14 protein-coding genes are annotated in these 12,626 nt (G+C 39.5%); 9 read left to right on the top strand and 5 right to left on the bottom strand.

The features are described 5' to 3' along the window. The first annotated feature begins 2 nt into the window (after positions 1-2). The 7 genes from KNL20_RS03510 to KNL20_RS03540 all read left to right on the top strand — a co-directional run bounded on the left by KNL20_RS03510 (position 3) and on the right by KNL20_RS03540 (position 5,606). Positions 3-911, top strand: coding sequence for an RraA family protein (locus tag KNL20_RS03510; protein ID WP_230399260.1), 909 nt, complete (start codon positions 3-5; stop codon positions 909-911). Between the two features lie 9 nt (positions 912-920). Continuing rightward, the gene (locus KNL20_RS03515) at positions 921-1,784 is read left to right on the top strand and encodes an ROK family protein (RefSeq protein WP_230399261.1); all 864 of its coding nucleotides are present in this window, start codon (positions 921-923) and stop codon (positions 1,782-1,784) included. Between the two features lie 444 nt (positions 1,785-2,228). Then, on the top strand, positions 2,229-4,199 hold the full coding sequence (locus tag KNL20_RS03520; protein ID WP_230399262.1) for a hypothetical protein: 1,971 nt from the start codon (positions 2,229-2,231) through the stop codon (positions 4,197-4,199). 193 nt (positions 4,200-4,392) lie between these two features. Next, positions 4,393-4,572: a hypothetical protein gene (locus KNL20_RS03525; protein ID WP_230399263.1), complete on the top strand. Its 180-nt coding sequence runs from the start codon at positions 4,393-4,395 to the stop codon at positions 4,570-4,572. Positions 4,573-4,624: 52 nt separating this feature from the next. Further along, positions 4,625-5,050, top strand: coding sequence for a fibronectin type III-like domain-contianing protein (locus tag KNL20_RS03530; protein WP_230399264.1), 426 nt, complete (start codon positions 4,625-4,627; stop codon positions 5,048-5,050). Positions 5,051-5,055: 5 nt separating this feature from the next. Next, on the top strand, positions 5,056-5,328 hold the full coding sequence (locus KNL20_RS03535; RefSeq protein WP_230399265.1) for a type II toxin-antitoxin system RelB/DinJ family antitoxin: 273 nt from the start codon (positions 5,056-5,058) through the stop codon (positions 5,326-5,328). Further along, the gene (locus KNL20_RS03540; protein ID WP_230399266.1) at positions 5,325-5,606 is read left to right on the top strand and encodes a type II toxin-antitoxin system YafQ family toxin; all 282 of its coding nucleotides are present in this window, start codon (positions 5,325-5,327) and stop codon (positions 5,604-5,606) included. The genes KNL20_RS03535 and KNL20_RS03540 overlap by 4 nt, the downstream gene beginning before the upstream one ends. Positions 5,607-6,254: 648 nt before the next feature. Here KNL20_RS03540 and KNL20_RS03545 read toward each other — a convergent pair. Further along, positions 6,255-6,911, bottom strand: a complete 657-nt coding sequence (locus KNL20_RS03545) for an ATP-binding protein (RefSeq protein ID WP_230399267.1) — start codon at positions 6,909-6,911, stop codon at positions 6,255-6,257. A 249-nt stretch (positions 6,912-7,160) separates the two neighbouring features. On the opposite strand from KNL20_RS03545, the gene KNL20_RS03550 reads away from it, so the two are divergent. Together KNL20_RS03550 and KNL20_RS03555 are read left to right on the top strand one after the other, a co-directional pair. After that, a complete protein-coding gene (locus tag KNL20_RS03550; RefSeq protein WP_230399268.1) occupies positions 7,161-7,409 on the top strand; it encodes a type II toxin-antitoxin system prevent-host-death family antitoxin in 249 nt (82 codons plus the stop codon). Between the two features lie 3 nt (positions 7,410-7,412). Then, positions 7,413-7,715: a type II toxin-antitoxin system RelE/ParE family toxin gene (locus tag KNL20_RS03555; RefSeq protein ID WP_230399269.1), complete on the top strand. Its 303-nt coding sequence runs from the start codon at positions 7,413-7,415 to the stop codon at positions 7,713-7,715. Positions 7,716-8,071: 356 nt separating this feature from the next. On the opposite strand, the gene tnpC is transcribed toward KNL20_RS03555, so the two are convergent. From tnpC to KNL20_RS03575, 4 genes are all read right to left on the bottom strand, one after another. Beyond that, the gene (gene tnpC / locus KNL20_RS03560) at positions 8,072-9,697 is read right to left on the bottom strand and encodes an IS66 family transposase (protein WP_230399270.1); all 1,626 of its coding nucleotides are present in this window, start codon (positions 9,695-9,697) and stop codon (positions 8,072-8,074) included. A 72-nt stretch (positions 9,698-9,769) separates the two neighbouring features. After that, a complete protein-coding gene (tnpB, locus tag KNL20_RS03565; RefSeq protein ID WP_230399271.1) occupies positions 9,770-10,114 on the bottom strand; it encodes an IS66 family insertion sequence element accessory protein TnpB in 345 nt (114 codons plus the stop codon). Next, entirely contained in the window at positions 10,104-10,511 is a 408-nt protein-coding gene (gene tnpA, locus KNL20_RS03570; RefSeq protein WP_230399272.1) for an IS66 family insertion sequence element accessory protein TnpA, read from the bottom strand. The genes tnpB and tnpA overlap by 11 nt, the downstream gene beginning before the upstream one ends. A gap of 642 nt (positions 10,512-11,153) precedes the next feature. After that, complete coding sequence (locus KNL20_RS03575) at positions 11,154-12,425, bottom strand: IS110 family RNA-guided transposase (RefSeq protein WP_230399273.1); 1,272 nt, start codon at positions 12,423-12,425, stop codon at positions 11,154-11,156. Between the last annotated feature and the right edge of the window lie 201 nt (positions 12,426-12,626).

A 12,626-nucleotide genomic window follows, 5' to 3' on the forward strand; every position in this document is an offset into this window, starting at 1 on the left:
GCATGATATTAAACAACAAAGAGGAAATTCTCGATTTGACCAGAGCCTGGAAGGGGGAGCGGCTTCCCGATGGACGTCCGAAGGTAGAGGACGAACATCTAGAGAAGCTGCGTACAATGACACTGGAAGAGCTTTGGCTGCCCCTGTACGTGAAGGGATATCAGTTTCAATTTGAAGGTGATTTCAAGATTTTACATCCAGATACCAAGCTGGTAGGACGGGCAGTTACGTGTACCTTTGTCCCTACCAGACCGGATTTGGCAGAAGTAGTGGAGGAAGTTGGAGAAGATAATAAGTGGGAAGGAATGGGAAACCAGTGGGTTATTGATAATTTGGTGGAAGGCGATGTGGTAGTAGTCGACATGTTTGATAAAGTCTATAACGGCACTTTCATTGGTGGGAATCTGACTACAGCCATTGCTGCGCATACCAAGACCGGTGGGGCAGTCATATGGGGCGGGATTCGTGATACCGAGCAAATGAAGAAAAACGACAGTCAGGTTTATTACAGGGGAACCGATCCGACACCAATCAGGGAATGCCTCTTGACAGGATATAATACACCGTGCAGAATCGGAAAGGGAGTATGCTTGCCGGGAGACATTGTAATGGGAACCAGTAGCGGCGTATTATTCATCCCGAGTCATCTGGTAGCAGAAGTAATCAATGAAGCGGAAAAGACACATGCCAAGGATATTTTTGGGTTTGATGCAATCAGAGAAGGTAAATATACAACAGCACAGGTTGACAGTTCCGTGTGGAGTCAGGAGATGTTGGAGGATATGCTGGAGTTTATTAATGAAGATGAGAGATGCGCAAAATATAGGGTATTGGATTGGAGTCTGGAGTTGAATGCAGCAAAGGGAGATGAAGTGGCTTTGAAGGAAGTGTTAAAAACATGTCTGCGTTAAGGAGATTTGATGAATAAATATTTGGCGATTGATTTGGGAGGAACATATATTAAGTATACAATTTATGATGATACTTACAGGGCTTACACAAGTGGGTCTTTTCCTACACCAACAATACCGGAGTCCTTCTTAAGCAGTGTACTGGAACTCGTAGGACAGATGAAGCAGGAGCACAGGATTAATGGAGTTGCAATTAGTTCAGCTGGCTTTATTAATACCAGATCCGGCTGTAATAAAGACTTTAGTATCAGTGAAAATTTTACATCGTATAACATTCCTTCAGAGATAAAAAAGAAGTATACCCTTCCGGTTGTAATCGAAAATGACAGTAACTGTGCGGCCATCGGAGAACAGATTGCGGGCTTGGGCAGACAGTATCAGGACTATTGTTTGCTGACGATTGGGACTGACATCGGTGGAGCCATAATACTGAATGGAGCACTGCGCAGGGGTTCACATTACAGGGCAGGAGAGGCGGGGCTGTCGCTGATCAGCAGGCAGGGTTATTGTTGGAAAAAAGCAGGTGGAACTTCACTCTTGGTGCAGAAAGTTTCGCAGGAGATACACCAGCAAATTGATGGTCGCTATGTGTTTGAGCATTTAGATGATGATAGAATTCTGCGGGCATACCAGGAATGGCTAGAAGGGGTTGCAGTGGTGGCTGTTAATTTGATTTTGATAATAGACCCACAAGCAGTTCTGATTGGGGGTGGCATATCGGAGCAAGGACAGTTTATAAACGACCTGCGTGGCCAGGTATTTGCCTTATGTCCACCTTTGGAAGGTGAGGTTGAAATAAAGGCGTGCCAGAATAAAAATGATGCAGGAAGAATTGGGGCATTAAGATTATTATTTGAGGCTTTGGAAACTTAGAAGCTGAGAGACCGTTTCAAGCTTTGTGTAAATACAAAGAACTGACAGAAGATATGTTAACCGTTATTTAAGGGCAGGGCCGATCTGTTTAGGTTCTGTCCTTACTTGCATTATACAAGAAATTTTTTGCATGCAAACTAAGTCTTTGGAAAAGGTGCATTTTATAGACTTCTGTTTTCCAGATATTCTTCAAAATAGATTTCCAGTTGGGAATGGATCTGGCCCCAATCCTGGCGGGGATATATCTAAAAGTAGCAGAAACATGGTGATTTTCTGGGCTTTTCATGATAATATAATGCTATAAAAAGATTATAATTATTAAGGACAAACTGAATAATTTTTTTAAGAGTATAATCGTCCTTTTTGAGAATCTGCTATGCTTATCAATGAACTTAGAGAATAATTGAAAGCTTGATATTTTAGAAATAGAGGAGGTGTTGATCAGTGACACGAGAAGAAAAAGCGAGAAAATTAAATACTCTTCCATGGCAGGCATTATATAACACTGCGCTTGAAATGAAAATAGAAGAAGAGGAAATCAATAGTTTAACAGATAAAGAGACTATTATTGAAAAGCTTCTTTTAAATGATATTGAAAATGATGTTGTTGAAAAACTCTTTAATGAATATATATATGGAAATCGAGTTACTTTTTCTTTATGGTCATTTGACCATACACTTACAGATGAAGAATCAGTAAAAATACAAGAACTCGAAGGAGAGGAAGAGCATTCTCTTGACATTAATGGGTTCAGAAAACTTAAGGTGCTTTCTGTTGGAAAACTTACAGACCGGTTTCAAATTCTGTATACTTATAGTAAGGAACATACCTTTATTGATGAAGGTGGGCATGACAGTTGTGTGTGGGAATTACATCGTGGGTGTCTCTGGATAGGGTTAAATGAAACATACTTAGCATGTATTAGTAAGCATGATAAGATGACAAAAGCAGTAGTGAATTTCATTGCAAATTATACAGATAATCATATTGAACAAATGAAGTTTCCGAAAAAAGCTATTGACCGTTGTGTTGATCCAGAGGCTATTACTAGAGTAGTCCTGCAAGGGATGAATGGAGAGAAAACTGCCATTTCGAAAGCAGGTGGAATAACAGATGGCCAAAAACAGGAAATTGAAAATATTCAGTCAGAAAGGATTGATACATCGGGAAGCTATATTGCTCATGTATCAGAGGATACGCTTGCTACAATAAAATATAATACCAGCCGTGGAAATATTGGTATATATAAACATCTTTCGTCAGAAGAATTATTTCAATGGACTGGTAATGCAATTCAAATTGTGATGGAAGAAATACAAAATCTAAAGGGAAAACCTGCAGAGGATATATTCAGGGAAGTGGGACAGGAATTAAAATGGCGCGCTACAGATTCCATATTTTATCCAGGTTTAAACTGGTTGCTTACACAAGTGATAAGTGCCACAAACGACAAGGATAAATCATCCCTCCAAATTGATGAGTGTGTTAGAAATGTACTTGAGTGTGATAAGTATTTTTTAAAAATTCCTCGAGTTTTTTGTCCACAATGTGATGCATATGAGGTGCCAGTGTGTGCTGAATGTGGAGAAATTTTGAAGAGCAATGAAAAAGGTAATTTATTCTGTAAATGTGGAGCTCCATTACAGATAATTTGCCCGGAGCACCATAGCAACAGAACAGAGATACGATACTGGTATGTTGCCAAAAGTAAACTGTTAACGGATTTGAATAAACAGTTGTCAAAAATATTTAAAGATGTTGATTTCGATTACAATATTTGCATTATGGATGACCTTTTTAATATTATGTTTGCCAAGCAATGTGAGCGAATACAGGTTGAGATTCCTTTTACAGATGTGAAAGAATTTCAGAATATTCCAGATAATTATTCAGGTGAACTATGTGAGTATGTCTTGTCGATGAAGGAAAAGTGTACTGGTACATGCTCTTATGCTGCAATCGAAAAATGTATAGAAGGAACAGATAAAAACTGTTTGCCTAAGGCATTCTATAGAATACTTCCCGGATTCAGGCCTCAACCGCATGGGGTTAAAGAGTATGGGGATTTTTCTTCACAGATTACGGTGTATGGAAAACACTACGAAATGAAGGGCATTATTAAGAGTAATACAAAAAATAGGGGTAAAGAAGTAAATTTGGAAGAAATGGCACACGCACCACTACTACCCACATCCAAAGAGGGGATGGAAATAATACGTCAATTCGTGGAACAAGGTATGAATGATAAGAGATGTGAAGTGGTGGCTGTAGTTGCACCACAACATATAGATAATGGTTTGAAGGGCACTTTAAAATATTTAGCAAGGCTCTCTAATATAAAAGTAATTTTTATTGAATTGGAACAGATGTGTAAAATTGTTGGAAGTCAGTTTTCCAAGACAAAAGCATCATGAGGAAATGTAAAGGATATTTATTCTATAGTGATTAAAAATAAGTATTATATGAAAAGCAAAAAAATTACAGATTTTTATAGCGATAGATGAGGATTATACTTCATTGGAACGGGCATTGCAGAGATGATTATTGATTACTGAGGCTATTAACAGTAGATAAATTAGAATTATTAAGGAAAAATGGAGGCTGAATATGAATTATATATTTCATATAACAGTTCACGTATATGCAGAAGAGAAACTTGATGATCGAGTACTTGTATTACATAGTAAAAATTATGGAATAGTTGAAAAGGATATAATTGCACCATTAAGAAAAATCAATGGCTTAACCGTTGATTTAAATCAAGCATTAGGGCTTATACAATATTAAAAAAACCGAGTTTTTAAGGTCACTCAATGAGAGCTATATTGATAGAAAGCAGATGGAGGTTCGTTACCCATTTGGTTATGGATTAAGTTACACTGACTTTGAAATTTCCAACATTAAGGTAAATAAGAGAGACATCAGGGATTCTGAAACGATGACCGTGAATGTTGATGTAAAAAATATAGGTGCAATGGCTGGAAAAGAAGTGGTACAGCTATACGTCCAGGATCATACAGGTACAGCAGTACGGCCAGATAAAGAATTGAAAGGATTTGAAGCAGTCTATTTACAACCAGGCGAAAGAAAGACAGTTACAATGGAATTGGATAAGCGTTCTTTTGCATGGTTCAACGAAGAAATAGGAGATTGGTATGCAGCGACGGGAGACTATACTTTTTTAATAGGTAACTCATCCAGAAATATCGCTCAAGTGATTGACAATGTAAACCAAAAAGAATATAATATAGGTAAAGGAAGGTGATGATTATGGCAACAGTACCAACACAAATTAGAATTGATGAAGAATTAAAGAAACAGGCGATGGAGTTGTTTGGGCAGCTTGGAACTGATATATCCAGTGCTACAAATATGTTTTTAAGACAATGCGTGTTAAGAGGTGGCTTGCCTTTTAATGTGGAACTTCCAAGTTATAAACCAGAAGTAATAGAGGCAATGGAAGAAGCCAAAAGAATCAGTAGAGATCCCGATACAAAGAAGTATTCTAGTTTTAACGCAGCTTTAGAGGATATGGAACTATGACTTATCAATTAGCATTGACTGGAAGATTCAAAAAAGGTTTAAAGCGTGCTAAGAAACGAGGTTTGGATATTACATTATTGGATTTCGTGGTAGAAAAACTAATTCATGGTTTGGCATTAGAACAAAAATATAGAGACCATGACCTTAAAGGAAAATACGTAGGTTTTAGGGAGTGTCATATCCAACCGGACTGGCTCCTGGTATATTTAATTGAGGATGAGATCTTAACATTAACTTTAGTTGATACAGGCACTCATGCTGATTTATTTGATATGTAGAACAAAACAAAGCAGTAATCACACTAAGGCACTGGCAACATTTTGGCAACAAAAAATCAGTAAGTCAAAATAATATATGCAATACAAGTAAAAAACGGAAATGTAATTAAACTAAACAAATGCGTTTAATAACACCAATGGACAGGCCGAGTTTGAGTAAAAATATTTTAATACACATTATTTTAAATGGCAGATATTTATTTTGAGTATCTGCTATTAGTCATATTATCGATATTTTCAGATAAAGAATAAATTTTTTGTTGGCAGCAGTAATTTTGATCATTTTCTGGACTACCTATTGGCGAAAGTGATGTATGTGAGTAATCCAGAGCGAAATCCATCACCTGTCCGGTGTTAGGAAATCAACATTCCGTTTTTTAAGAAATCATGATTCCATTTTTTGGAAATCATTTTTCTATATATTTACCTATAATGGAATTATGCATCGAATGATGTAAATCTAATGTTCTCTCGGAATTCTGATTGATTGCAATTTGCGCCGATCGGTGGTCACTGATGCGTTTGCCAGCGGCCGCTCGGCGGAGTTAACGGCCAGCGTTTAATTGGTCGATTTTGTATTAATTACTACAGTATAATGCTTTGTTGCTCTCTTCATTATTGCATTCGAAGCAACCTCATCGTTTAATATCATAGATGCCCAACTTTTTGGTTCACGTTGTGAACAGACAATGGTGCTTTTTGACATTTCGCATCTTTTTCTAAAACGGCAAACAGAACCTTTATTTCCCGTTCATTTGTGATGGTGTGAAGAAGAAAATCGTCAAGTATCAACAAATCAAGTTTTGAAAGAAGCGTCATCTTTCGGCCATACTTTTTATAATCTGTTTCTTTTAGTGAAACCATTCCTTCAAGATAAGATTCGCAGTGGTGGTACTCGACCTTGTAATTATTGCATGCTGCTATTCCCAGTGCTTTTGCAAGATGTGTTTTCCCGCTATCGGATGGTCCAAGTATACATACATTGAGTCCATCTCTTATGAATGCCATGGAAGACAGTACATCGGTGATTCCTGTTGGCAGATATTCTCTTGTTCTGGCATTCTGACATTCTTCAAGTGTCTGAGGGCATCCTATCAGTTTTGCATGACGTAGCCGATTGTTAACACGTTTGCTGATTTTATCCTCGTATTCTGACCCAATCAGTTCTGACATCAAAGTAAGGTGATCGAGGGTGAGAAACCGTTCTGAACGATATACTTTATCCAGTGTTGCCGCCATACTTGGCATCCCGATTTCATTCAGTTCATCAACAAGGTTATTTACCATTTTTTCTCCTGTAAGCATAATTACTTATCCTCCTTTCCGGTACTGCGTGCCAGATCCTGGCTTTTTGAAAGGAGTTTACTATTATGCAAAATGATGAAAAATATATTTAAAAAGTAATGATTGGAAATAAGCAGAATAGAAGGATGTCAAATACCAAAAAATTCTTGTTCATAAGATGCTGTAAAATTTTAAGTTGAATTTTACAGCGTTTTTGCGTATAATAAAAGTGTAAACCGAAACACTATTATCAGAGAAGGAGTTGATTATATGTCTAGTATTTTACCAGTATCTGATTTGAGAAATTATAATGAAGTTCTCAAAAATTGCCAAGTCGGAGAACCAGTTTTTTTAACCAAGAATGGCAGAGGAAGATTTGTAGTGCTTGATATTGAGGACTATGAGAAGGACAGAGCAGAGAAAAAGCTGTTGGCAAAGTTGCAGGAAGCAGAAGAAGCTGTTGCAGATGGGACAGGTTGGTTGAGCCTTGATGAATTGAAATCAGCTATGGAGGAATAACACTTGATGAAATTAAGGATTAACCCTCTCGTAGTAGCTGATCTTAAAGCAATTAAAGATTATATTGCAGAGGACAATGCAGAAGCAGCCAGAAAGACCGTAGACGAAATTTACAAGAGTTTTGAGAACTTACAGCAGTTTCCTACGATGGGAGCAGATTTGTCAAAGCGAGTGAGTTTTAAGACAGATTATAAGTATCTGGTTCATGGAAATTACATTACCCTTTATCTTGTGAAAAAGGACTGTGTGGAGATATATCGTGTGATTGACAGATACCAAGATATAACGAGTATACTATTTCGCTAAGATAAATAAAGGCTTTGCAGGCTGTCAAAATGTTCCAATGGAGTGCAAAAGGAGTTAAAATTTTTATTTTTTCTTTTGTTTTCATTTCGTGGAAATCGGTAGATTCGTAGGATCAGTCATTTTCAGAAAATATAATTAGCATAAATTTTAAAGAACAGTTTGTTTTGATGGAAGTTTTTTCCGCCAGTGCAGACTGTTTTTTTGTCCTTTTTTTCAATGAACGTGAACTCCATACTCCGTTATGGGTAAACGTCAAATAGCTCGCCTAGCAGTTTTTTAGTTTTTGTGGCAAACTTGAGAAAACTGTAAGCGCCTAATTTCGGGGTACCCTCAAAAAGTGAATTCTGGAGCCCAGACTAGGATTCCAGAATACAAGCGCCTTTTTCTTTTTTATTGCTGCACCGTGCTTTAACATTTTCGTTCCAAGGTGATAAATTTTCCAGCTCTTCATCTGACATGTCCTTGCTGGGACGGTGTTCAAGCAGGAACTTTAAGTATTCATATAAATTTAATTCATATGCCTTCGCCATTTCAACCATGGTCAGACACAGTGAATTGGCATCGGCTCCTTCAGGGGTATCGGAGAAAAGCCAGTTTTTTCGGCCTACCGTAACTGGCCTGATACTGTTCTCACTTAAGTTATTACTTAAGCTGCAGCGTCCATCCTCTAAATAGGTCATAAGGAAGTCTTCTCTGTTTTTGATATAGGTAATGGCTTTCTTAAGCTTCCCGTTGCTTCCCGGTTTCACTTCTTTTACCCACGCCAAGAAGCCCTCAATGACAGGCTTCTGATCCTTGAGGCGTTGCTTCCCGATCTGTTTATAACTAAGCCCTTTTTCTTTGTATGAACGCTCATATTCAAAGAGCTTATTACAGTAGAGGACTCCCTGCACGGCTGGATTGCTGTAATCCTTTTGCTGACCTTTGGGAATCGCTTCCAAAAGGTATCTTCGGATATGTGCATAGCAGCAGCAACGCTTTGTTTCCTTTACTTTATTGTATCCCTGATACCCGTCAGCCATTAAGTAGAATCCAGGCTCTATCCCCTTTAGGAACTGCCTGGCATTTTCTCCCGCTCTGGTAGGCGTGTAATTGTAGAGAATGATAGGGTTTCCTCCGTCTTCCCCGGTCCGTATCAGCCAAAAGTAAGACTTTGACTGCGGTCTTCTCCCATCTTCTTTTAACACCTGAATGGGCGTTTCATCCATCATTAGGAACCTGCGTTTTAACAATTCCCGGTGGAAGTAATCATACATGGGGCTCATGTATTCCAAACTGGCAGAAATGATCCAGTGTGCCATGCTCGTCCGGCTTATCGGTGCGTTTAATTGCAGGAAATCCTGCTCCTGTCTGTACAGGGGAAGATATAAACCGTACTTCTGATAAATGACATGGGAAAGCAGGGATTCTGAAACATAGCTTCCGGGGATCAATGCCGGTGTACCATTATCTTTGATAAACTGCGGCTCCTCCGTATCCTTGCAGACAGGGCAGGCATAGGTAGTTGCGATATACTCGATCCGTTCCAGTTTTGGTGGTGTATATACCATCTCGCTGCGGATAACTTCCGTGCCGATCGCGGTCATTTCACTGCCGCAGAGCGGACAGCGCTTTTCTTCCTCTGTTAAAGTATCTGCCATCACTTGCCTGGTCGGGATGTCTTTAAACTGCTCTTCCAAAGTCGGCTTCTTTTTGCGGCTCTTCTTTGGAAGCGGAACAACTTCCGGAGAGATCAGTTCCGCAGGAGGTTCCTCTTCCGGTTCGGCCTCAAAGAAACAGAGCTGACCGGCAATGTCGTCCGTACGCCGTTCACTGGAAGAGGCAAAAAGCTTCCGGCGAAACCATGCAAGCTCCGCTTTGAGATTCTCATTCTCCGCCTGCTGTCTGGCAATGGTATCATTCAGCATTTTGATCGTAGTATTCAGCTGTGAGATCATACCTTTCAGCTCTGTTAGCTGGATGTCTTTCCTGCTTCCCGCCATGCTTTTTGCTCCTTATTTTACTAGAAACAGTATACCATAAAAATGGAGAAAAAGCCAGTAAGATCAATGATTTCAGGCCGTTTTAAGTGCCTTTGGCTGCTCAATCTCAAGCCCTGACATGAGCCAGTCGAATTGCTGCCAGGTGATCGGTTTTACCTCTGACCGGCTCCTTGGCCAGCGGTACTTTCCATGTATGACATCAAGCCTTTTATAAAGAAGGACATAGCCATCAGGCTCCCGAAATAGCACTTTGATCCTATCGCATCTTTTTCCGCAGAAAAGGTAGATGGAATGACTGTCCGGTTCACTTTTTAGCTGCTGCAGCACGATGGCACATAAACCATCTATGGACTTTCTCATATCCGTGTAGCCGGTCACGATATAGATGTCAGCTGCCATGGAGATATCACCAAGCATGATCAGCACCTCCAAGACACCGCATGGTATTTTTGATCAAATCCGGCTCAGCACCGTTAAAAAGTCGGAGTGTGATGTTTCCAACGATTATTTCAGCAGCGATTGCCGGTTGATGAAAGGATGCTAAAGCACTGGTATTTTGCTCTATCACAGAGGGCGGAAGGTCATCTTGTTTGATCAGATCCACTTTGATAACTTCCTGAGTGATGGGTGTTCCGGCAGTTTTGTAGTTTGAATCAGGAAATGTGTATCCCTTCTTTTTAAGCTTACTGACCCAGTTGTAAAAAGTACCGGGATGAATATCATGCTGCTCGCACCACTGATAATCGGAAAGGCCGCTTCTGCAGCACTCCATGATGAGTTTCACCTGCTCATCCCTGTAAACGTTAGGTTTCATAATGATCGGCTCCTTAAGATAGAGTAAAACGCTTGCGTCTAGTGATGCAGATAGAGCAAAATGCTTGCGTTTTCTACCAATCATTATAAAGGTATTTTGGGGCAGATTAAATCCACCCTAAAATTAAACGCTTACTCACAAACCACGAAAACGCAAAAAAACGGTTGATATGTTCCCAAGAACGCAGACATCAATAATGAGCACTCGTGCCATGTGGAGACGGTGGTGTTGCTGGAGAGGAAAGTCTAGTAAATCAAAGGGTTTCGAGGATTTGAGCGGATATGTAGGTGTGTTTTTGGGGCTAGATAAGGTGAAATATGTTTCCGGTTACCGTGGCGGGGTGAGGAAAATGAACGTTTTGGCAAAAAGTGAGATTCCTCCCAAAATGATTACTACAGACTATTAGCTTGCAATGCGATTTGAGTCACAAAGGAAGCAATATGATATAAATAATAGTATTATATACAGAAAATATAAAGATCGAGGTAAAGATAATGTTTGGAAATATTGCACGTATTGGATCAGAAGAACGAGGATTTGGATTCATTTTAGGAGAAGATAAGAGTGAAAAAGAAACAGGATTTTAGGCCGACTTAAACTAAGGGGTCATCCCCTGAAACAAAAAATATTAATAGTGTAGCATTACGTATCGTTACTTGTCACTAATAGCGAAGGATCATAACCTTGTGCCTTCAAGTAGGCAAATACATTTGTATCATTGAGAATTACCCTTGGTTGACTGAAATGCGGATCCATCAATTCCGTATAATCAATCGGGTTAAATGGCTGCTTTTCCTTAATCATGTGGTAAATGCAAACGATCATCATTCGAGCAATTGCTATAACGGCTTTCTTGTGACCACGACGCTTTTTAATGCGTCCATACTTGATTGCGAAGTAAGGTTCCTTTTTACTCTTGACAGCGGCAAGAGCGCATTGCACCATTAAAGGTTTTAAATAGGCACCGGCTTTGGCAATGCGGACAGACTTCTTTTTTCCAGCAGATTCATTGTTGGAGGGAGAAAGTCCACACCAGGAACAAAGGTGTTTTGCATCGTCGAAAACGGCCATGTTGGCACCGATTTCTGCAAGGATAATAACGGAACTTATTTCGCTCAATCCAGGTATTTCGCAGAGGAGTCTAACCAAGTCGTAATAAGGCTTAATACGGACGTACAGCTCGACTTCGGTCTGTATAATCATGTCATCCAGATATTCGAGGTGTGCTCTGGCAAGTTCCAGCTTTTTTGCTTGATCAGTTTCTATATGATAGCCTGAAATAGCAGCAAAGATTTCGTCAGAACTGGCTTTTGTATTCTTGCGAATGAGTTTTCGAACGGCTTTGTTATCAATGGTATCTGCGGTGTTTTCCAGTAGATAGGACATGATTTCAGTGGCGGTTTTACCAAAAGGATCAGAAAACACATTGCCAATGCCGACATTAGAAACGGTCATGCAGTTTTGAATCCGATTCTTTTCGGAGGATTTCATGCAGACGAGTTTGAAGCGATAGCGAGCCAATTCGCGAAGTTGCCGAAAATCCTTGGGAGGAATAAAAGAACTTCTGACTAAGTCGAACTTATAAAGGTCGGCAATCCATCGGAAATCCTTTTTGTCAGTTTTTTTGCCTTTGATGGCTTTGACGTACTTTGGATGAGTAAGGCAAACGTCCATATCCTGTTCCAGATAATTAAAAATAGGAATCCAATACTTCCCAGTGGATTCCATGCAAACATGATAGCAGTCATTTTCAATTAGCCAGTTGTGAAATTTTTGAATATCGGAGTTGATGGTGGAAAACGATTTTTGTTTATACTCTGATATTCCCTTCGTATTAGTAGTAACAATGGTAGCAACGATAATCTTTTTGTGGACATCAACGCCACAACAGATGGGGTATTGCAGTTTTAGCATAATATCACCACCTAACTTAAAATAGGAATAGCAACATTGACTGTCAACCTGCGACTAAATAAACATGGTTTATTACCAATGATAAGAGTCCGGGCTCAATGTCCCACTTGTTCGTGCTTGAAAGGTTGACGGCACATATAAAAATGCGGGGTCGAAATAATATTCGCCACTCCTCCTCCCGTGCTCTGTGGTGTATTGCTA

The organism is Novisyntrophococcus fermenticellae (assembly GCF_018866245.1).
In the GTDB taxonomy this organism is placed as follows: Bacteria; Bacillota; Clostridia; order Lachnospirales; family Lachnospiraceae; genus Novisyntrophococcus; species Novisyntrophococcus fermenticellae.